The following is a 21,294-nucleotide window of genomic DNA, read 5'->3' as shown; positions in this document are numbered from 1 at the left end:
CATTTCACTCATACCGTGACAGCCCTCACGCTCTGGAATATCGGGTCGTTGGCCGGAAGCCCGCACCGGTAGCCTTGAGGGGTGATTGACCTTCGCCTGCTCCGTGAGGACCCCGACCGTGTTCGCGCCTCCCAGCGCGCCCGTGGAGAGGATGTCGCGCTCGTCGACTCTCTCCTCTCCGCCGATGAACGGCGCAGGTCGTCCGGCGTCCGCTTCGACGAGCTGCGTTCCGAGCAGAAGTCGCTCGGCAAGCTGATCCCCAAGGCTTCGCCGGACGAGCGCGCCGAGCTGCTGAAGAAGGCCGAGCAGCTCAAGACCGACGTGAAGGCCGCCGAGGCCGAACAGAACGAGGCGGACGACGAGACCAAGCGGCTCCTCCTCCAGCTCGGCAACCTGGTGCACCCCGACGTCCCGGTCGGCGGCGAAGAGGACTTCGTCGTCCTGGAGACGCACGGCACCATCCGCGACTTCGCCGCGGAGGGCTTCGAGCCCAAGGACCACCTGGAACTCGGCGAGGCCCTGGGCGCCATCGACGTCGAGCGCGGCGCCAAGGTCTCCGGCTCGCGCTTCTACTACCTGACCGGCGTCGGCGCGCTCCTGGAGCTCGCCCTCGTCAACGCGGCGATCGCGCAGGCCACCGAGGCCGGCTTCACGCCCATGCTGACCCCGGCGCTGGTCCGCCCGCGCGCCATGGAGGGCACCGGCTTCCTCGGCCAGGCCGCGGAGAACGTGTACCACCTGGAGAAGGACGACTACTACCTGGTCGGCACCTCCGAGGTCCCCCTCGCGGCGTACCACATGGACGAGATCCTCGACGCCGACAAGCTGCCGATGCGCTACGCCGGTTTCTCGCCGTGCTTCCGCCGCGAGGCCGGCACCTACGGCAAGGACACCCGCGGCATCTTCCGCGTCCACCAGTTCGACAAGGTCGAGATGTTCTCGTACGTCGACCCCGCGGACGCCGAGAACGAGCACAAGCGGCTCCTCGACTGGGAGAAGCAGTGGCTGACCGGCCTCGAACTGCCCTTCCAGGTGATCGACGTGGCGAGCGGTGACCTGGGCGCCTCGGCGTCCCGCAAGTTCGACTGCGAGGCGTGGATCCCGACCCAGGGCAAGTACCGCGAGCTGACCTCGGCCTCCAACTGCGACGGCTTCCAGGCCCGCCGCCTGTCCGTGCGTATGCGCGACGGCAAGAAGGTCCAGCCGCTCGCCACGCTGAACGGCACGCTGTGCGCGGTCCCGCGCACCATCGTCGCGATCCTGGAGAACCACCAGCTCGCCGACGGTTCGGTGCGGGTTCCCGAGGTACTTCGGCCCTACCTGGGCGGCCGTGAGGTTCTGGAGCCGATCTCCAAGTGACCAGCACCGCCGGGTCGACGGGACCGTCCGGGGCCACGGGGCCGGGGGCCTTCCCGTACAGGCTCGTCGCGACCGATCTCGACGGGACGCTGCTGCGTTCCGACGAGACGGTCTCGGCGCGCACGCGTGACGCGCTCGCCGCGGTGACCGAGGCGGGCGCGGCCCACATCGTCGTCACCGGGCGGGCGGTGCCCTGGACCCGGCACATCCTCGACGACCTCGGCTACCGGGGTCTCGCGGTCTGCGGACAGGGCGCGCAGGTCTACGACGCGCGGGAGCACCGGCTGCTCACCTCGGTGACGCTGGACCGGCAGCTCGCCGGTCTCGCGCTCGCCAAGATCGAGGCGGAGGTCGGCCCGCTGCTGCTGGCGGCGAGCCGCGACGGTCTCGAGGGCGAGGTGCTGGTCGGCCCCGGCTACCGCAGGCTGGACGGCCCGCTCCCGGTCGTTCCGATCAAGGACGCGGCGGACCTCTGGTCGGCCCCTCTGAACAAGGTGTACGTCCAGCACCCGACGCTCTCCGACGACGAGCTGGCGGCCGTGGCCATGGAGGTCGCGGGCGGACTCGTCGGCGTCACGATGGCGGGCGCGGGGATCGTGGAACTCCTCCCCCTCGGCCTCTCCAAGGCGACGGGGCTGTCCCTGGCGGCCAGGCGCCTCGGCGTCAGGGCCGCGGACACCATCGCCTTCGGCGACATGCCGAACGACCTCCCGATGTTCGCCTGGGCGGCCCGCGGGGTCGCCATGGCCAACGCCCACGACGACCTCAAGGCGATCGCGGACGAGGTGACGTCCTCGAACGAGGAGGACGGGATCGCGGTGGTACTGGAGCGGTTGCTGACGCAGCCGTAGCGGTTGCCGGGACCCGTCTCGGGGTCCCGGGCCGGTAGCTGCCCTCGACGGGTGGCAGGTCGAAGGATGGCTGGTCGGCTGGTGGCAGGCCGCCTGGTGTGTTGGCGGGTGGATGGTCGGCTGGTGACGGGCCGGCGGGTGTCTTCGCCGGGGTGTCCCGGCCAGGTCTTGCGGAGGATGCGCGGATCGAACGCGCGCGGGGTTTCACCCCCGACTACGGCTTAGCAAGCCGGTGCCTTTCCACTCGGCCAATCCTCCGGGTGGGCGGCCCGCGCATGACGCGCGCTCGAAGCGGCCGCCCCGGGCAACTCCCCCTGCGAGCGGGTTCGACGGAGGTAGTGACTACTCCGGAACCCGCCGCGGGCTGCCCTGCCGGGAGCTCGACGTACTGCTCCTGATGAACATCGTCGCGCTCCTCTCCCAGAACGTGGCGCCGGCTTTGTGCGGCGGCGTGAACACAACCACTGTGCCCGTAAGCCGACTTGGGCGCCACTGATTAAAGGCCGCCCCCGTGGGGCCTCACTTGCGGCGCCATCTGCGCCGACGCCCCTTGCTGAAGAACCACCCCGCGGGCGGCTCGTCCGAGCGCCAGGGCTGCGGATCGGGGCCTCCCTCGCGCCAGCGGGCGGCGAGCATGCGCGCGCGGGCCGACGGTTCGGCCGTCTCGGCGGACCGTATGAAGTTCTCGTCGAGCACGAGGTCGTCCCACGGCTCCCCGGCCGTGTCCCCGAGCCCGTCCCCCGACCTGTTCCCGGCCCCGTCCCCCGACCTGTTCACGGACCGGTTCCCGGCCTGTTCGCGGCCGTCACCCCGTGGTTCCTGGGCTGTCATCCCCGTTCCTCCTGGCCGTGCGTCCCCCGTTCGCCCAGTGTGCCCGGACAGGGATGAAGCCGATGTCAACAAAAAAGGGGGCTCCCCGGGCGCGTGCCGGCCACCAGCCGGCACGCGCGCGGAGAGCCCTCGCTCACTCCTCGCCGGCCAGCGTCAGCGACCGCAGCCGCTGTCCCGCGTACCAGGTGGCGAGGACGGTGACCACGATCAGCAGGACCGTCGCGGTCGGCAGGCTCACGTCCGAGGTGACCAGGTCGCCGCCGGTCACCTTGTGGCCCACGGCGAGCGCCCACTGCTGGACGCTGAGCGTGCGCGCGCCGGACACCAGGGACCCGAACAGGGCCTCCCAGACGAGCGCGTAGACGAGTCCGAAGACCACCGCGTGCCGGGTCACGGTCCCGAGGAGCAGGAACATCGCGGCGTAGGCGATCGAGGCGACCAGGGCGGCCACGGTGTAGGCGACGGCGATCTGCTGGCCGTTGCCGTTCAGGATCATGCCCGCGATGAAGGTCGGCACCGCCGAGAAGGCCATGGTGACGGCGATCGCGACGATCAGTTTGGTGAAGATGATCGTGGGCCGCTTCAGGGGCTTCGCCAGCAGATACACCACGGAGCCGTCGTCGATCTCGGGCCCGATCGCTCCCGTGCCGGCGATGACACCGATGATCGGCACCATGGTGGCGAGCGCGAACCCGCCGAGCAGGTCCGAGGCCACCTGGTCGTCGGCCCCGGAGAAGCTCCGGACGGCCAGGGAGAGCACGATGAGCAGGACGGGCAGGACGCCGAGGATGAGGGCCCGTCGGCGGCCGAGCAGGCCCCGATAGGTGAGCCGGGCGACTGTGGGGTCGTACATCTTCGGCCTCCTACGCCGCGACAAGATACGAGAAGACGGATTCCAGCGACTCGTCGGACGGCGACACCGTCAGCAGCCGGATGCCGTGCTCACGCGCGACCTTCGGCAGCAGTGCGGTGAACCGGCCGAAGTCGACCGCCTGGACGCGCAACGCGCCCTCGGCGAGGTCGACTTCGATGCCGGACGTCGACGGGTCGGCGATCAGTGCGGCGGCCAGCGCCCGGTCGTCGCTGGAACGGACCAGGTAGCGGTGCGGGCGGTCGGTCATCAGCCGGCGGATGCGCCGGAAGTCGCCGCTCGCCGCGTGCCGTCCGGCGACGATCACCTCGATGTGGGAAGCGAGTTGCTCCACCTCTTCGAGGATGTGGGACGAGAACAGCACCGTGCGGCCCTCGTCGCCCATGCGGCGCAGCAGATCCATGAGCTGCATGCGCTGGCGCGGGTCCATGCCGTTGAAGGGTTCGTCGAGCAGTAGCAGCGACGGGTCGTGGACCAGCGCGGACGCCATCTTCACGCGCTGTCGCATGCCTTTGGAGTACGTGGAGATCTTGCGGTCCTGCGCGTACTCCATCTCGACCGTGGCGAGGGCCCGGTGGGCGGCCTTCGCGCCGAGGCCGTGCAACTCGGCGTTGGCGACGACGAATTCGCGCCCGGTGAGGAAGTCGTACATCGCCTCGCGCTCGGGGACGATGCCGATGTGCCGGTAGATGTCCTCGTTGCGCCAGGTCGGCTTTCCGTCGAGGGTGACGGTGCCCGTCGAGGGGGCGAGGAAGCCGCCCATCATGTTGATGAGGGTGGACTTGCCGGCGCCGTTCGGGCCGAGCAGGCCGGTGACGCCGGGGCCGATCGTCATCGTGATGTCGTTGACCGCCACCACGTTGCCGAACCAGCGCGAGACATGGTCGATGTTGAGCGTGGTCACAGCCCGACCTTTCGGTAGCGGCGCATCAGGAGGCCGTAGCAGCCCGCGATGAGACCCAGGACGACGACGAGGTAGACGACGCCCTGTCCGGACGAGGGGCCCACCTCGCCGGGGAAGGCGGAGGAGGCGCCGAGGAACGCCGTCTGCACTCCGTCGATGAGCGTGATCGGCGAGAAGAGCCCGAGCCAGGGGACGGCTCCACTGCTGGACCGCTCGAAGGCGATGGCCTGGACGGTGGAGACCGCTCCGTAGGAGATGGTCAGGGCGGCGATGACGGCCGCGATGCCGAAGCCGCGGCGCGGGGTGATCGCCGAGATGACCAGGCCGATGCCGGAGAAGAGGAGCGAGAGCAGCGCCACGGAGAGCAGTCCCTGTCCGAAGCCCTTGCTCTGGTCGGAGAAGTCGAGCTTGGCCAGCAGCGCTCCCACGTAGAGCACGATCAGTGGGGCGGCCGTGAGGATGAACAGTGCCGAGGCCAGCGCCGCGTACTTGGCACGCACGTAGTCGGCGGTCTCTATGGGGCGCGAGAAGTACAGCGGAACGGTCTTGAAGCGCAGGTCGCGGGAGACGGCCTGGGGGCCCTGCGAGGCGACGTACAGGCCGATGACGGCCTGCATGATCACCGCGTAGCGCGTGTAGTCGACGGGCAGGTCCTTCGCCTTGGTGGCGACCGCGACGGCCACCATGATCAGCGCGGGGACGCACATCACCACGAAGAGCAGCATCGGCAGGACCTTGGACTTGACCGAGCGGCCGAGTCCGTAGGCGCCGCGCAGGGACTGCGAGTAGAGGGAGCGCCGGGCGTAGGCGCGGCCGAGGCGCGGGCCGTCGTAGTTGCGGTAGCCGATGTTGTGGATACGGGTCTGCTCACCCGGCTGGGTGAGGGGTTGCTCAACTGCCATGGCCGACCGCCTCCTTCCGCTGGTCGTCGCCGGTCCGCGGATCGCCGCTCGCCGCTCGCTCGTTCTTCGCCCGCTGCTCGTCGCTGTCGGCGAAGACCTCGGCGATGTGGTGCCTGCGCTGTTCCATGCGGACCAGGCCCAGACCGAGGTCGGCGACCACGTCGCGGACGAGGTCGTAGGTGTCCTCGCTCTCGGTGGTGAGCAGCAGGATGTGTCCGGCGCCCGGCAGCCCGCTGCCGTCGTGGGTCTCGATCCCGCGCGCGTGGAGGACCTCGCGCACCGCGCTCGTGCCGTCCGGGTGCTCGTCGGTGTCGGTGACCTCGATGGCGAGGGTCGTGGTGGTCTGGGTGAAGTCCGTGGTGGAGCTGGAGCGCAGCAGCTTGCCGCCGTCGACGACGACGACGTGGTCGCAGGTGCGTTCCAGTTCGCCCAGGAGGTGCGAGGTGACCAGGACCGAGATGCCGAAGTCCGTGTGGATACGGCGGATCAGTCCGAGCATGTCGTCGCGGCCGACCGGGTCCAGGCCGTTGGTCGGTTCGTCCAGGAAGACCAGCTGGGGGTCGTGGACAAGGGCCTGCGCGAGTTTGACGCGCTGCTTCATGCCCGTCGAGTAGCCGCCGATGGGGCGGTAGCGCTCCTCGTACAGTCCGACATGGCGCAGGGTGTCCGCGGTGCGTTCGCGGGCCGCGGCCGGCGGCAGCCCGGACATCCGCGCCATGTGGACGACGAACTCGGTGGCCGAGACGTCGGGCGGCAGGCAGTCGTGCTCGGGCATGTACCCGACCCGCTCGCGGATGGCGCCGCCTTCGGTGGCGACGTCGAGGCCGAGCACGCGGGCGCTGCCCTCGGTGGCGGGGGACAGACCCAGCAGGATCTTGATCAGTGTGGACTTGCCGGCTCCATTGGCTCCGACGAGTCCGGTCACACCGGGCCCGACGTCCACGGAGAGCCGGTCAAGCGCGGTCACCCGGGGGTACCGCTTGCTCAGGCTTTCGGTCGCGATCACAGTCACGCTTCGACGGTAGTGGCGCACACCACAGCGGTCGTCAGCCCACGGAGGTGGATCCGCGTCAGTCTCCAGTCGTACGGGCCCGTAGGGGTCACCCTCAGGTACCGGCTGCCGGGTGCCCGTCATCCACAGCCAGCCGGTCCGGCCGGCGAGGCCATTGCCGGGCCGAAGCCGATGCCGATGCCGAGCGGCATGTTCGCGGGCAAGAGGTCAGTGTGCGCGGACGAGGCGAAGGACCCGTCGGTTGTCCACAGGCAGCCCCGACCCTATTGACGCAGCCTCTAACAACTGTCACATTCGCCAGTGTCACGTTACGGGCACGTACCGCAATCGGTGCGGACAGGGTGGGACGGTGGCATGGCGACGGCAGTGGCGGGCGAACTCTCGGCGGAACTGCGGGGGTTCAGAGAGGTCCAGCGCCTCGCGTACGCGTGCGCGGAGGCGGTCGCGGCGCAGCTGAAGCCCGGCGTCACCGAGCGCGAGGCGGCGCGCATGCAGCGGGTGTGGCTGCGTGAGCGCGGGGTGCGGGACTGGTTCCATCTGCCGTTCGCCTGGTTCGGTGACCGCACCGCCTTCGCCGGCTTCCGGATCCCGCTGCAGTTCTTCCCCACCGACCGCCGGCTGGAGCCGGGGATGCCCTTCATCCTCGACATGGCCCCGGTGCACAAGGGCTTCACGGCGGACATCGGTTATTCGGGCTCGCTCGGGCCGAACCCCGTGCAGGACAGGCTGCTCGCCGATCTGGAGGCGCACCGCGAGCTGATCCTGCGCGAGGTGCGCGAGCGGCGGTCGCTGCGGGAGATATACGAGGACGTCGACCGGCTCATGACCCGTCAGGGCTGCGCCAACCGGCACCGCGCGTATCCGTTCGGCGTGATCGCGCACAAGGTGGACCGGGTGAAGGAGCGGTCCTGGTCGCCGCGTCTGTTCGGGTTCGGCACCCAGTCACTGAAGGGGCTGGCGAGCGACGCGCTGCGCGGGCACCGGGAGGGCTGGTCCCCCCTGTGGTCGCCGTACAGATTCTCCGACCATCCGCCCCGGCCGGGGCTGTGGGCGGTCGAACCGCACCTCGGTTTCCGGGGTACGGGCGCGAAGTTCGAGGAGATCCTGGTCGTCACGGACTCCGGTGACCCCGAACAGAGCGCGTTCTGGCTCGACGACGATCTGCCGCACGTGCGGCGCTGGGCGGAGGACAAGTGAGTCTCGTGGGCGCGCGCGAGCGCTGGGTGCGGACGGGCGGAATCGAGCTGTGCGTCGCCGAGCTGGGCGACGACAGGCAGCCGACCGTGGTCCTCGTGCACGGCTATCCGGACTCCAAGGAGGTGTGGTCCGAGGTCGCCGTCCGGCTCTCCGACCGCTTCCATGTCGTGCTGTACGACGTACGGGGACACGGCCGTTCGACGGCTCCGCAGCCCCTGCGCGGCGGGTTCACGCTGGAGAAGCTGACCGACGACTTCCTGGCGGTCGTCGACGCGGTCAGCCCCGACGAGCCCGTGCACCTGGTGGGTCACGACTGGGGCTCCGTGCAGTCGTGGGAGTTCGTCACGGTCGCGCGCACCGAGGGCCGGATCGCGTCCTTCACCTCGATGTCCGGTCCGTCCCTCGACCACTTCGGCCTCTGGATCAAGCGGCGCGTGAGGCGGCCCACCCCCCGAAGGATCGGCCAGCTCCTCGGCCAGGGCGCCAAGTCCTGGTACGTGTACATGCTGCACACGCCGGTGCTGCCCGAGCTGGCCTGGCGCGGGCCCCTGGGCAGGCGGTGGCCGAAGATCCTCCAGCGGATCGAGAAGGTGCCCGCGGGCGACTATCCGACCCCGTCGCTGCCCTCGGACGCGGCGCACGGCACGTGGCTGTACCGCGACAACGTACGGTCCCGGCTCGGCCGCCCCCGCGAGGACGCGTACGCGCACGCGCCCGTGCAGCTCGTCACGCCCCTGGGGGACGCCTTCCTGTCCGAGCGGCTCTACGACGAACTGGAGCTGTGGGCGCCCAAGTTGGTGCGCCGCACGCTTCCGGCCAAGCACTGGGTCCCGCGGACCCGACCTGACCAACTGGCCGCCTGGATATCCGAGTTCGCAACGGCCAACGAGGACCGCAAGGCCGGGACGCCCGCACCCGAACCCGTCGCCACCGGCAGGTACGCCGACCGGTTCGGCGGCCAGCTGGTGCTGGTCACCGGCGCCGGCAGCGGCATCGGACGGGCCACCGCGTTCGCGTTCGCCGAGAACGGCGCGCGCGTGGTGGCCGTCGACCGGGACGCGGAGGGGGCGGCCCGCACCGCGGAGATGTCCCGGCTGATCGGCTCACCCGCGGCCTGGGCCGAGACGGTCGACGTCTCCGACGAGCAGGCCATGGAGAAGCTCGCCGACAAGGTCCTCACCGAGTACGGCGTGGTGGATGTCCTGGTGAACAACGCCGGTATCGGCCTCTCCGGCTCCTTCCTCGACACCACCCCGGAGGACTGGAGGAAGGTCCTCGACGTCAATCTGTGGGGCGTGATCCACGGCTGCCGGCTCTTCGGGAAGCAGATGGCGGAGCGCGGACAGGGCGGCCACATCGTCAACACCGCGTCGGCGGCGGCGTACCTGCCCTCGAAGGCGCTGCCCGCCTACAGCACCTCCAAGGCGGCCGTCCTGATGCTCAGCGAGTGTCTGCGCGCGGAGCTGGCCGGGCAGGACATCGGCGTCTCGGCGATCTGCCCCGGCGTCGTCAACACGAACATCACCTCGACCGCGCGCTTCGCCGGGGTCGACGCGGCCGAGGAGAAACGGCGCCAGAAGAAGTCCGCGCGGCTGTACAAGCTGCGCAACTACCCACCGGAGAAGGTCGCCGACGCGATCCTGCGCGCGGTCGTACGCAACGAGGCGGTCGTGCCGGTCACCCCGGAGGCGCGCGGCGCCCACCTCATGCACCGTTTCGCGCCCAGGGCACTGCGCGCGATCGCACGAATGGAGCCACCCCTGTGAGCGAACGATCGCACGACGCGGCGGACAGCCCGGCCGGACCGCCGGAAGACGGCGTGGCAGGACCGCTCGGAGACGGCCCGGTCGGCGGTTCCATGAGCGGCGGCCATCACGCGATCGTCCCGAGACGGGTGTCCTTCGACTGGGAGGACACCCCGCTGCACTGGATCCCTGAGGAGCCCACCGCCACCCACGTCATCAATGTGCTGCATCTGCTGCTCCCGGCCGGGGAGCGGTGGTTCGTGCGGGTCCTCAAGGAGGCGCTGCCACTGGTCCGCGATCCCGAACTCCGCAAGGACGTCAAGGGGTTCATGGGCCAGGAGGCCACGCACAGCGTGCAGCACGCGTACGTCCTCGACCACCTCGCCGCCCAGCGGCTCGACACTTCCGGCTTCACCCGGCACGTCGACTTCCTCTTCGAGAAGCTGCTCGGTGAGGAGCCGCCCCCGGGAGTGCCGGTCCCGGCCCGGGAGTGGCTGCGCTTCCGGCTGTCGGTGGTCGCGGCGATCGAGCAGTTCACGGCGGTGCTGGGCGACTGGGTGCTGACGGCCGAGGGCCTGGACCTCGCCGACGCCGACGAGGTCATGCTCGACCTGCTGCGCTGGCACGGCGCGGAGGAGGTCGAGCACCGCTCGGTGGCCTTCGACCTGTACCAGCACTGCGGCGGCGAGGGCGCGCCCCGGTACGCCCGGCGGGTCGTGGGCATGGCCGTCACCGCGCCGATGATGCTCTACCTGTGGATGTGGGGCACCGCCTATCTGATCCGCCACGACCCCCAGCTCGCCAGCCGGCTGCGCTATTCGCTCGCCGCCCACAACAAGGCGGTGCGCAAAGGGCTGTTGCCGAGCTGGAAGGAGCTCGGCGCGGCCGTACCGCGCTATCTGCGGCGGTCGTACCATCCGTCGAAGGAGGGCTCTCTGCTCAGAGCGGTCGAGTATCTGGCGCAGTCGCCCGCGGCGCGGTCGGCGGTGGGGGCGATCGGGCGGGCGGTGGCCTCCTAGGTCCCAGTGCGGAGAGGGCGGGAGGCGGCGGGAGAGATGAGCGACGAGCCGGGCGGTGCCGCGTACCGTATCGAGGACCTGGCGCACCGCAGCGGTGCCACGGTCCGGACGATCCGCGCCTATCAGGACCGCGGGCTGCTGCCCCGCCCGGAGCGGCGCGGTCGCGCCAATGTGTACGCGGAGGCCCATCTGGCGCGGCTGCGGCAGATCGCCGGCCTCCTCGACCGCGGCTACACGCTGGCCTCGATCAAGGAACTCCTGGAGGCCTGGGACGCCGGCCGGGGCCTCGGCGGGATACTCGGCCTGGTCGCGGAGGTCGACGGCCCGTGGACCGACGAGGAGGCCGCCCGGATCTCCCGGGCCGAGCTGGAGGAGCGGTTCGGCGGCCGTTCTGACGAAGCCGCGGTGGCGGAAGCCGTGGAGCTCGGCGTGCTGGAGCCCGTTCCGGGCGATGAGGACGTCTTCCTCGTTCCGAGTCCTCAAGAGCTTTCCGCGGCGGTCGAGTTGTACACGGCGGGCGTTCCGCTGTCCGCGATCTCCTGCCATCTGCGGGAGTTGAGGGGACAGGTGGAGCACATCGCCTCCCGTTTCCTGGAGTTCACCACGGAGTATGTCTTCGCCCGCTATCTGGGGGAGCGCCCGCCGAGCGACACGGAGGCGGCCGAAGCGGCCTCGCTCGTCCGGCGGCTGCGACCGCTCGCGCAGCAGACCGTTGATGCCGAACTGGCCCGCGCCATGCGGCTCTTCGCCACGCGCCACCTGAGCCGGCACCTCGCGGCCGGGCAGCTCCCGAACGAACCGGAAGGCGTCCGTAGGGTGGAGGTCGCCGCGGGGACAATGCGGGCCGTGGAAGCCCTGGTTGGCCCTGAGCACGCGGCGGCGTTCGTCGCAGCGGCGGCTGAACGAGAGCTGCAGGCACGCACGTTGGACCGGCTGGCCGCAAAGGGCTTGAATCACAGCATTGTTGACGAAATACCTTAAACGGCCGCCGCGTTGTCCACAGATTCGTCAATTCACCTGTGGATAACGCGACTTGGCTGTGGATCAAACCTCCGATCTAAAATCAAATGCGTGATCCGCCTCTCGCCAGGCACGCTGGGAGGATGAAGGAACAGACGGACGACCGAGCGCATGCACCGACAGGCGACCAGACGCGTCACCAAGCGCATGAGCGGTCGCATGATCGGACAGAAGGGCAGGCCGATGAACAGATGGATGAAAAGCGCACCGTGAAGGTGTCGAAGTACCTCTCGAAGCATCTGCGGCACCAGCCCGAGCGGATCGGACTCACGCTCGGTGAGGGCGGCTGGGTCGAGATCGACACACTGATCTCCGCGGCTGCCGCACATGGCTTCCGGTTCACCCGCGACGAACTCGATCATGTGGTGGCCAACAACGACAAGCGCCGCTTCGCCGTCGAGGGCACCCGGATCCGGGCCAGCCAGGGCCACTCCGTCGAGGTCGACCTCGGACTGCCCCCGGCGAACCCACCGGCGTACCTCTATCACGGGACCGTGGCCCGCAGCCTGGACGCGATCCGCGCCGAGGGACTGAAACCCATGAACCGGCACGATGTGCACCTCTCGGCGGACCGGGAGACGGCCACCCGCGTCGGCGCCCGCCGCGGCCGCCCGGTCGTGCTCTCCGTGGACGCCGCCGCCATGCACCGCGACGGCCATGTCTTCCGGGTCAGCGCCAACGGCGTCTGGCTGACGGAGACCGTACCCCCGCGCTACCTGCGCTTTCCCGGCCCGCACTGAATCCCGGGCGCCGGACGACCGGTCCACGGACTGCCCTGAGGCGGCCACGCCCCGGCTCCGTTTACGCTCGATGCATGAGCCTGCGTCTGAGCACCGTGATCCTGCCGTACGTCCGCTGGCACGAGGGCGGGCGTTCCGCGTGGCAGCGTGCGGAGCAACTCGGCTTCCACACCGCGTTCACCTACGACCATCTCTCCTGGCGGACCTTCCGCGACGGCCCGTGGTTCGGGGCCGTGCCGACACTGACCGCGGCGGCCGCCGTCACCGACCGGCTGCGCCTGGGCACGCTCGTGACCTCGCCGAACTTCCGGCACCCGGTCACCCTCGCCAAGGACCTGATCTCCCTCGACGACATCTCGAACGGCCGGGTCACGCTGGGCATCGGCGCGGGCGGCACCGGTTTCGACGCCACCGCGCTCGGCCAGGACCCGTGGACCCCGCGGGAGCGCGCCGACCGCTTCGCTGAGTTCGTTCCACTGCTCGACCGGCTCCTCACCGAGGACTCCGTCTCCTACGGCGGCAATTTCTACTCGGCGCACGAGGCACGCAACATCCCCGGCTGTGTCCAGCGCCCCCGACTTCCGTTCGCGGTGGCCGCCACCGGCCCGCGCGGACTGAGGCTCGCCGCCCGGCACGGGCAGGCGTGGGTGACGACCGGCGACCCGAAGCTGTACGAGACGGGCACCCCCGAGCAGTCGGTTCAAGCCATTCGCGAGCAGATCGGCAGGCTGGCCGACGCGTGCGCCGAGATCGGCAGGGATGTGGCCGAGCTCGACAAGGTCCTGCTCACCGGCTTCACCCCCGATCGGAGCCGCCCCCTGGAGTCCCTCGACGCGTTCGTCGACTTCGCGGGCCGGCACGTCGAGCTGGGCTTCACGGACATCGTGATCCACTGGCCGATCCCCGACTCGGACTTCGCCGCCGACGAGAAGGTCTTCGAGCGGATCGCCATGGAAGCGGTGGCCCAGCTGCACTGACCTCCGCCGCCGCGACCTGGTTCGACAGGCCGTGACGGCACCGGTGAGGACGGTAACCACTCAAGTGTGCGGACCGCCGCACGGCCGTGCGCGCATATGCGGGAGAATGAGCGCGTGACCTCAGCGACTCGCCGGCCCGAGACCCCGGCCTCCACCGTCCCGCCCCGGCTGATCGCCACGGACCTCGACGGCACCTTGTTGCGCGACGACAAATCGGTGTCCGCCCGCACGATCGCCGCCCTCGCCGCCGCCGAACAGGCCGGTATCGAGGTCTTCTTCGTCACCGGCCGCCCGGCCCGCTGGATGGACGTCGTCAGCGACCACGTCCACGGGCACGGCCTGGCCATCGTCGGCAACGGCGCCGCCGTGGTGGACCTGCACGGCGGCCCCGGCACCCATCGCTTCGTCAAGATCCGCGAGCTGACGCCCGACATCGCCCTGGACGTCGTCCAGGTGCTGCGTTCCGCCGCGCCCGGCACCGTGTGTGCCGTCGAGCGGACGTACGGCCTCCATCTCGAACCGGGTTACCCCCTCATGCACATGGAGCCTCCGGAGATCGTCGCCCCCGCCGAGAAACTCCTCGCCGAGGACGCGCTGGACGCCGATCAGCCGGTGCTGAAGGTGCTCGCGTACCACCCGGACATGGACCCGGACGACTTCCTCGCCGTCGCCCGCCCGGCCATCGGCGACCGGGCCAATGTGACCCGCTCGAGCCCCAGCGCCCTGCTGGAGATCAGCGGCCCCGGCATCTCCAAGGCCAGCACCCTCGCGCTGTGCTGCGCCGAGCGCGGTATCTCCCCCGAGGAGGTCGTCGCCTTCGGTGACATGCCGAACGACGTCGAGATGCTCACCTGGGCCGGCCGCTCGTACGCGATGGGCAACGCCCACCCCGCCGTGATCGCCGCCGCCTCCGGACGCACGGTCGCGAACAACGAGGACGGGGTGGCGGTCGTGATCGAGCGGATCCTGGCAGACCGCTCGTAACCGACCGACAGCACGGCCACGGGACCTCCGGACCCTCCCGCAGCACGACCGCGGGGCTTCCGGACCACTCGGCGGCAATACCCGCGGGGCCTCCGGCGCACGTGCCGAAGGCCCCACGGCGGTCGCTTCCGGTCCTGCCGCAGGCATTCGGCGGTCCTACGGCCCTCGTACGGCGGTGGTGCCGGGGTCGCCTCACCGCAACCGCTTGTGCCGCCGACGGACCTACACAACGACCCCGTGCTCCGCCAGCCACGGCACCGGGTCGATCGCCGATCCCATGTCCGGCGTCACCCGCACCTCGAAGTGCAGATGCGGGCCGGTCGAGTTGCCGCTCGTGCCCGACTGCCCGATCCACTGCCCGGTCGAGACCCGCTCCCCCTGGTCGACGGCGACGGACGCCAGATGCGCGTACTGCGTGTAGTAGCCGCCGGGGTGCTCGACCACGATCTCGATGCCGAAGGCACCGCCACAGGACACCTTCACCACCCGGCCCGCCCCGACCGCCCGCACCGGGGTGCCGATGGGCACCGCGAAGTCCTGCCCGGTGTGCCGGTGCGCCCAGTGCTCGCCCCCGCTGCCGAAGCCCGCGGAGAGCTCGTACGTCTCCACCGGCGCGACCCACGCGCGCGTGGAGTCCACCGGCGGCTGGTCGAGACGGGCGGCACCGCGGCACGAGCCCGCCGCCACCGAGGCGTCCGCCCGGCTCTGCAACGTCGACCGCGCCTCGTCGAGCTTCTCCTCGATGGTCCGCTTGATCTCGGCGAGTTCCCCGGTCCGCTTCTCCAGCGCCTGCCACTCGGACCGGGCCTTCTCCTCGTCGGCGGCGAGCCGGCCCTCGGCGCGCCGGCTCTTCGTGACGGCGTGGACGACGGCCAGATCGGCCCGCCGCACGGCACGCTGGCCGCGCATCAGGTCGTCGGGATCCTTCGCGAACAAGATCTGCGCCGTGTACGGCAGCCCACCGCCCTGCCGGTACTGAGCGCTCGCGATCCGGCCCAGGTCCTCGTGCAGTGCCGCGATCTCCTGGCGCTCCTGTACGAGGAGCTGCTCGGCCCGCTCCGCCCTGCCGCGCTGCGCCTCGGCATCCTGCCGCCCCGCCTCGTACTGCCCGGTCGCCACGGAGGCGTCCTCGTACAGCCGCGCCACCTGGGCGCTGATGTCGAGGTCCTCCCCGTCGCCGTCCCCGTCGGCCACCGCCGGCCGGGCCGCGAGAACCACGAGCGCGCACAACAGCGCCGGTACGAAGAGGGGATGGCGACGAGATGAGCGCATGACAGCGATCGTGGCCCGCGCCTCCGGGCCCGGCCTGTTCAAGGCGTACACCTGGGGGACGGGACGTCACGGATGGCCCAATGGCGGAACCGAACGGCCCCGTGCCGACGTGGTGGCCCGCGAACAGGTCTCCCACGCACGGGGATTCAGTGCGGAACCTGCCACACCACCGTCGTACCGCCTCCGTCCGCACCGATCCCCGGCCCGTACCAACTGGCGCCGCCCAGCGACTCGGCACGCCGCTTGAGGTTCTTCAGACCGCTGCGCCGACCGCCGTCGGGGATGCCGACGCCGTCGTCCGCGACGGCGAGGCGCACCCCCGGCCGCCCGTCCGGCAGAAGGACGTTCGCGTCGACGGAGACCTCGATACGGGAGGACCCCGCGTGCCGGAAGGCGTTGGAGAGGGCTTCGCGCAGCGCGGCGATGAGGTTCTTGGCGGTGAGTTCGCCGACCAGTGTGTCGACGGGGCCGGTGAAGCGGTGTCCGGGCTGGAAGCCGAGAGGGACGGCGGCCATGTTGATCTCGCGCAGGACGCGGGTGCGCAGCCCGGACGGCGCCTCCGCGGGGCCCTGCCGGAGCGCGAAGATCGCGGTGCGGATCTCCTGGATGGTGACGTCGAGTTCGTCGACCGCCTTGCCGACCCCGCGCTGCACCTCGGGCACGTTCGACCGGCGCTGCGCGCTCTCCAGCGTCATTCCGGTGGCGAACAGCCGCTGGATGACCAGGTCGTGCAGGTCACGGGCGATCCGGTCGCGGTCCTCGTACACCGCGAGCCGTTCCCGGTTGCGCTGTGTCTCGGCCATCATCAGCGCCAGCGCTGCCTGCGAGGCGAACTGCGTCGCGAGGGTCCGCTCCGTCTCCGTGAACGGGCGCCCTTCGTGGCCTCGCGGGGTGAGGAGCGCCCCGAGGACCCGGCCGTCGCTCTGCAGGGGGAGCATCATGACGGGTCCGTAGGCGCGGGTGAGATCCGTGCGCAGGCGCGGGTCGACGGCCGCGTCCTCCAGGAACACCGGTTTCCCGTCGCGGAGTTCGGCGACCAGTTCGCTCTCCGGCGGGACGACCACGCCGAGCAGCTTCGCAGGGTGTTCCGAGGCCACCGCGACGACCTCCAGGCCGCCCTCCTCGGCGGGCAGCAGTACGATCCCGGCGGCGGATCCGGAGAGCTGGCGGGCCTGTTCGGCGACGACCTGCAAGGCCTCCTCGGCATCGCCGCCCGCCAGCAGGGCGGTGGTGACGGCCACCGAGCCGTCGATCCAGCGCTCGCGCTGCTTCGCCGCCTCGTACAGGCGGGCATTGCCGATGGCGATACCCGCCTCCGTGGCCAGGACCCGGACCATGGTGAGGTCGTCGTCGCCGAAGGTCCCGCCGCCGCGCTTCTCCGTGAGATACAGGTTCCCGAATACCTCCCCCTGCACCCGGATCGGCACTCCGAGAAAGCTGTGCATCGGTGGATGCCCGGCCGGGAACCCGCAGGAGCGGGGGTCGACGGTCAGGTTCGCGAGACGGAGCGGATCGGGGTCGCGGATGAGCGCCCCCAGCAGCCCCTTGTGGCCGTCGGGCATCCGTCCGATCCGTCGGGCGGTCTCCTCGTCGACGCCGTGCTGGACGAAGTCCGCGAGTCCTTCCCCGCTCTCGGCCACGACCCCGATGGCCGCGTACCGCGCGTCCGTGAGCTCGGCCGCGGTCTCGCAGATCCGGTCCAGCGTGGCGTGCAGCTCCAGCCCCGATCCGACCGACCGCATGGCCTCCAGCAGCCGGGGGACGCGTGCGGCCGACTCGTCGGGCAGCCCGTCCAGGCCACGAACCGCCCGGGCCACCGCGTCCGAGCTGCCGTCCGGGACGGGGGAGACCGGCGCTGCTGACACGCCTTGAGCCTAATGAGTCCCCTTTGCGGGGGAAAGTCGAGTCAGGTTTGCAAGGGAAAGCCGGGTCGGGGAGGGCACAGCAAGGCCGCCACCCCGCCACCTCCCCTGGGCTGGGCCACCAGTCACCGCCCCCGCCACCTCCCCGGGCCACCAGTCACCGCCCCCGCGCTCGTCACGGACGACCCGTCCGCACGGCGCTCAAAGGGCCACCGCGTCCACCAGCAGATCTCCCGCGGTCTCCCGTTCCACCATCTCCCGCAGCGGTCCCTCGACGGCCGAAAGCTCCGCGAACGCCCCGCGCTGGATCACCCGTCCCTGAGCGAGGACGATCACCTCGTCCACCGCGTCGAGCCCGGCCAGCCGATGGGTGATCAGCAGGGTCGTACGGCCCTGCGTCGCGGCCAGCAGATCCGCGGTGAGCGCGTCGGCTGTCGGCAGGTCGAGGTGTTCCGCCGGTTCGTCGAGAACGAGGACGGGGAAGTCGGCGAGCAGCGCGCGGGCCAGCGCGAGTCGCTGGCGCTGGCCGCCGGACAGCCGTGCCCCGTGCTCACCGATCAGGGTGTCGAGCCCGTCGGGGAGCCCGTCCACCCAGCCGAGGAGCCGGGCCCGATCGAGGGCGTCGCGCAACGCCGTCTCGGTCGCGTCCTTGCGGGCGAGCAGCAGGTTCTCGCGCACGGTGCTGTCGAAGAGGTGCGCGTCCTGGGCGCACAGCCCGACGAGCCGGCGCACGGCGTCCCCGTCCATCCCGTACGCGTCCGCCCCTCCCAGGGTGTACGTCCCCGCTTCCGTGTCCAGGAACCTCAGCAGCACCTGCGCGAGTGTCGTCTTGCCGGCTCCGGACGTGCCGACCACGGCGACCCTGCGGCCCTCTTCGAGGGTCAGATCGAGGCCGGCCAGCGCGTCCCGGTCCTGTCCCGCGTGCCGGGCCCGGAGCCCCGCCACCCGGAGCGGGAACGGCGACGCGGGCGCCGGCCGCGGCTGCTCGGGTTCGCGTACGGGATCGGTGGCGTCCAGCACCTCGTATACGCGCTCCGCGCTCTTGCGCACCCGCTGTCGGTACTGGACGGCGAGGGGCAGTCCCATGACGGCCTCGAAGGCGGCGAGCGGGGTGAGGACGACGACGGCCATCAGCACACCGTGCAGGCGCCCGTCGGCGACCGCCTGGGCACCCACGAGAGCGGTGGCCGCGACGGTGAGCCCGGACACGAGTGCCGTGAGTCCGTCGCCGAGGGCGGTCGCGGTGGCCGCTCGCGAGGCGATGCGGGTGAGGACGGCGTCCGCTCGCCGTGTCTCGGCAGTACGGGCGGGCAGCGCGCCCGCGACGGTCAACTCGGCGGTCCCCGTGAGCAGATCGGCGACCTGGGTCGCCAGCTCGCCGCGTGCGGGAGCCAGCCGGCGCTCGGCGCGGCGCGCCACGGCGCCGGTCACCAGGGGAACGCCGAGACCGGCCGCCAGCAGACCGACGGCGAGGGCGGCACCGGCTTCGGGCAGCAGCCAGGCGGTGAACCCTACGGAGGCGGCGGACACCAGGACCGCGGTTCCGGCCGGCAGCAGCCACCGCAGCCAGTAGTCCTGGAGGGCGTCCACGTCGGCGACGAGCCGCGACAGCAGATCGCCGCGCCGGGTGGTCCGCAGCCCGGCGGGCGCGAGCCGCTCCAGGCGCCGGTAGACGGCGACCCTCGTATCGGCCAGCATCCGCAGCACGGCGTCGTGCGACACGAGTCGTTCCGCGTACCGGAACACCGCCCGGCCGATTCCGAACGTCCGGGTGGCTGTCACGGCCACCATCAGATACAGCACCGGCGGCTGCTGGGAGGCCCGCGAGATGAGCCACCCGGAGGTCGCCATCAGGCCGACGGCGCTCCCCAGCGCGAGGCTGCCGAGGAGCAGGGCGAGCGCGAGCGGTCCACGGCGGGGAACCGCCATGGCACGGACTCGGGCGAGCACGCCACCCCGGCTCGGCGACGTCGGGGCGAGTGCTTCACCGTCCGCCGAGGGCGCGCCTTCTGGTTCGACTCCCTGGGGCAGCTGTGTGCGGAACGGCTCCGGGGAGCCAGGAGCCTCGACGGGGGCCACAAGTGCCGGCCGCGGCTCGTCGGTCCGGGCGGCTTCCAGGCGCACCACCCGGTCCGCCACCTCCAGCAGGGCCGGCCGGTGTACGACCAGCAGTACGGTCCGCCCCACGGCGAGCCGCCGTACCGCCGCGACGACCTCGGCCTCGGTCGCCCCGTCGAGCGAGGCCGTCGGCTCGTCGAGCAGCAGCACGGGCCGGTCCGCGAGGAACGCCCGGGCGAGGGCGAGGCGCTGACGCTGACCGGCCGACAGCCCGGCACCGTCCTCACCGAGAACCGTGTCGGCCCCGTCGGGCAGCGCGTCGACGAATGCGGCCGCGCCGGCGTCGACGAGAGCCCTGCGCAGCGCCGCCTCGTCCGCGTCGGGTCGTGCCAGCCGGACGTTGTCGGCGATGGATCCGGCGTACAGGTGCGGCCGTTGCGGCACCCAGGCGATCCGCGAGCGCCACTCCGCGAGGTCGGCCTCGGCGAGATCGGCTCCCCCGGCCCGGACCCGGCCCGCGGTGGGCTCGACGAAGCCGAGCAGGACGTTCAGCAGCGTCGACTTGCCCACGCCGCTGGGTCCGACGAGGGCGACCGTCTCTCCGGGTTCGACCGTGAAGGAGACGTCCGAGACCGCGTCCGCGGAGCGCCCCGGGTACCGCACGGTGACGCCGTCAAAGGCGATCTCCCCGGAGGGCGCGCGCAGCGAACCGGACCTCGGCGCCGGGGTCTCCAGCACCGCGAAGATCTCCTCGGCGGCCGCGAGCCCCTCGGCGGCGGCGTGGTACTGAGCTCCCACCTGCCGCAGCGGCAGATAGGCCTCGGGCGCCAGCACGAGGATGACGAGCCCCACATACAGGTCCATCTCGCCGCGGACGAGCCGCATTCCGATGGTCACCGCGACCAGTGCGACCGAGATGGTGGCGAGCAGTTCCAGGGCGAAGGACGACAGGAAGGCGATCCGGAGCGTCCGCATGGTCGCCTGCCGGTACTCACCGGTGATCTTCCGGATCGACTCGGCCTGCGCCTTGGCCCGGCCGAACACCTTGAGCGTGGGCAGTCCCGCGACCACGTCCAGGAAGTGTCCGGACAGCCGGGACAGCATCCGCCATTGGCGGTCCATCTGGCTGCGCGTGGCCCAGCCGATCAGGACCATGAACAAGGGGATCAGCGGCAGGGTGCAGACGATGATCGCCGCCGACACCCAGTCCTCGGTGACGATCCGCGCCAGCACGGCCACCGGGACGACCACCGCGAGCCCCAGCTGCGGCAGATAGCGCGCGAAGTAGTCGTCCAGCGCGTCGACTCCCCGCGTCGCCAGGGCGACCAGTGAGCCCGTCCGCTGACCGCTGAGCCACCCGGGCCCGAGGGACGCGGCCCGTTCCAGCAGCCGCCCCCTCAACTCCGACTTGACCGCGGCGCTCGCCCGGTGCGCGGCGAGCTCGGTGAGCCAGGCCACGACCGCCCGCCCGGCAGCGACGGCCATCAACAGCAGCAGGGGGGTGCGGAGTTCAGCGACGGAGAAACCGTGCTGGAATGCGCCGACCACCACCTCGGCGACGAGCATCGCCTGGGCGATGACCAGCGCCGCTCCGGCGGCACCCAGACCCACGACCGCCGCAAGGAAGAGGCGGGTGGCTCGGGCGTACCGAAGCAGACGCGGATCGATTGGTTTCACGTGAAACACACCC

The 21,294-nt window shown here is 71.3% G+C and carries 17 protein-coding genes and 1 tRNA gene; 9 read left to right on the top strand and 9 right to left on the bottom strand.

What is annotated here, in order from left to right; translation table 11 throughout:
• Positions 1-81 precede the first annotated feature (81 nt).
• Positions 82-1,359, top strand: coding sequence for a serine--tRNA ligase (gene serS, locus ACIQRL_RS09485; RefSeq protein WP_401329238.1), 1,278 nt, complete (start codon positions 82-84; stop codon positions 1,357-1,359).
• Entirely contained in the window at positions 1,356-2,210 is an 855-nt protein-coding gene (locus tag ACIQRL_RS09480) for an HAD family hydrolase (protein WP_401329235.1), read from the top strand. Before serS ends, ACIQRL_RS09480 begins: the two co-directional genes overlap by 4 nt.
• 171 nt (positions 2,211-2,381) lie before the next feature.
• Here the strand turns inward: ACIQRL_RS09480 and ACIQRL_RS09475 are convergent.
• The 6 genes from ACIQRL_RS09475 to ACIQRL_RS09450 all read right to left on the bottom strand — a co-directional run bounded on the left by ACIQRL_RS09475 (position 2,382) and on the right by ACIQRL_RS09450 (position 6,724).
• A tRNA-Ser gene (locus ACIQRL_RS09475) sits at positions 2,382-2,468 on the bottom strand.
• 261 nt (positions 2,469-2,729) lie between these two features.
• Positions 2,730-3,041 carry a hypothetical protein gene (locus ACIQRL_RS09470; protein WP_401329599.1) on the bottom strand — a complete coding sequence of 104 codons (312 nt, stop codon included), beginning with the start codon at positions 3,039-3,041 and terminating at the stop codon, positions 2,730-2,732.
• Positions 3,042-3,174: 133 nt separating this feature from the next.
• Positions 3,175-3,894, bottom strand: coding sequence for an ABC transporter permease (locus tag ACIQRL_RS09465; RefSeq protein ID WP_389071670.1), 720 nt, complete (start codon positions 3,892-3,894; stop codon positions 3,175-3,177).
• A 10-nt stretch (positions 3,895-3,904) separates the two neighbouring features.
• Entirely contained in the window at positions 3,905-4,816 is a 912-nt protein-coding gene (locus tag ACIQRL_RS09460; protein ID WP_401329232.1) for an ABC transporter ATP-binding protein, read from the bottom strand.
• On the bottom strand, positions 4,813-5,718 hold the full coding sequence (locus ACIQRL_RS09455) for an ABC transporter permease subunit (RefSeq protein WP_401329229.1): 906 nt from the start codon (positions 5,716-5,718) through the stop codon (positions 4,813-4,815). Before ACIQRL_RS09455 ends, ACIQRL_RS09460 begins: the two co-directional genes overlap by 4 nt.
• Positions 5,708-6,724 carry an ABC transporter ATP-binding protein gene (locus ACIQRL_RS09450; RefSeq protein ID WP_401329579.1) on the bottom strand — a complete coding sequence of 339 codons (1,017 nt, stop codon included), beginning with the start codon at positions 6,722-6,724 and terminating at the stop codon, positions 5,708-5,710. Before ACIQRL_RS09450 ends, ACIQRL_RS09455 begins: the two co-directional genes overlap by 11 nt.
• A gap of 360 nt (positions 6,725-7,084) precedes the next feature.
• Here ACIQRL_RS09450 and ACIQRL_RS09445 point away from each other — a divergent pair, with 360 nt between their 5' ends.
• The 7 genes from ACIQRL_RS09445 to ACIQRL_RS09415 all read left to right on the top strand — a co-directional run bounded on the left by ACIQRL_RS09445 (position 7,085) and on the right by ACIQRL_RS09415 (position 14,412).
• Positions 7,085-7,927 carry a M24 family metallopeptidase gene (locus ACIQRL_RS09445; protein ID WP_401329226.1) on the top strand — a complete coding sequence of 281 codons (843 nt, stop codon included), beginning with the start codon at positions 7,085-7,087 and terminating at the stop codon, positions 7,925-7,927.
• Positions 7,924-9,693: an SDR family oxidoreductase gene (locus ACIQRL_RS09440; protein ID WP_401329223.1), complete on the top strand. Its 1,770-nt coding sequence runs from the start codon at positions 7,924-7,926 to the stop codon at positions 9,691-9,693. Before ACIQRL_RS09445 ends, ACIQRL_RS09440 begins: the two co-directional genes overlap by 4 nt.
• Before the next feature lie 92 nt (positions 9,694-9,785).
• A complete protein-coding gene (locus ACIQRL_RS09435; RefSeq protein WP_401329577.1) occupies positions 9,786-10,691 on the top strand; it encodes a metal-dependent hydrolase in 906 nt (301 codons plus the stop codon).
• Positions 10,692-10,727: 36 nt separating this feature from the next.
• On the top strand, positions 10,728-11,672 hold the full coding sequence (locus ACIQRL_RS09430; protein ID WP_401329220.1) for a MerR family transcriptional regulator: 945 nt from the start codon (positions 10,728-10,730) through the stop codon (positions 11,670-11,672).
• Positions 11,673-11,902: 230 nt separating this feature from the next.
• Positions 11,903-12,451: an RNA 2'-phosphotransferase gene (locus ACIQRL_RS09425; RefSeq protein WP_401329217.1), complete on the top strand. Its 549-nt coding sequence runs from the start codon at positions 11,903-11,905 to the stop codon at positions 12,449-12,451.
• A gap of 74 nt (positions 12,452-12,525) precedes the next feature.
• Positions 12,526-13,428 (top strand): LLM class flavin-dependent oxidoreductase, encoded by a 903-nt coding sequence (locus ACIQRL_RS09420; RefSeq protein ID WP_401329215.1) that lies wholly within the window; start codon positions 12,526-12,528, stop codon positions 13,426-13,428.
• A 96-nt stretch (positions 13,429-13,524) separates the two neighbouring features.
• Positions 13,525-14,412, top strand: a complete 888-nt coding sequence (locus ACIQRL_RS09415; RefSeq protein WP_401329212.1) for a Cof-type HAD-IIB family hydrolase — start codon at positions 13,525-13,527, stop codon at positions 14,410-14,412.
• 222 nt (positions 14,413-14,634) lie between these two features.
• On the opposite strand, the gene ACIQRL_RS09410 is transcribed toward ACIQRL_RS09415, so the two are convergent.
• The 3 genes from ACIQRL_RS09410 to cydD form a co-directional block, all read right to left on the bottom strand.
• A complete protein-coding gene (locus ACIQRL_RS09410; RefSeq protein WP_401329209.1) occupies positions 14,635-15,684 on the bottom strand; it encodes a peptidoglycan DD-metalloendopeptidase family protein in 1,050 nt (349 codons plus the stop codon).
• Between the two features lie 146 nt (positions 15,685-15,830).
• On the bottom strand, positions 15,831-17,549 hold the full coding sequence (locus tag ACIQRL_RS09405; RefSeq protein ID WP_401329206.1) for a GAF domain-containing protein: 1,719 nt from the start codon (positions 17,547-17,549) through the stop codon (positions 15,831-15,833).
• A 198-nt stretch (positions 17,550-17,747) separates the two neighbouring features.
• Positions 17,748-21,281 (bottom strand): thiol reductant ABC exporter subunit CydD, encoded by a 3,534-nt coding sequence (gene cydD, locus ACIQRL_RS09400; RefSeq protein ID WP_401329203.1) that lies wholly within the window; start codon positions 21,279-21,281, stop codon positions 17,748-17,750.
• Positions 21,282-21,294: the final 13 nt, after the last annotated feature.

Source organism: Streptomyces sp. NPDC091209 (assembly GCF_044757755.1).
In the GTDB taxonomy this organism is placed as follows: Bacteria; Actinomycetota; Actinomycetes; order Streptomycetales; family Streptomycetaceae; genus Streptomyces.
The sequence above is the reverse complement of the archived record's forward strand: the minus strand, read 5'-3'. Positions and strand labels throughout refer to the sequence as shown.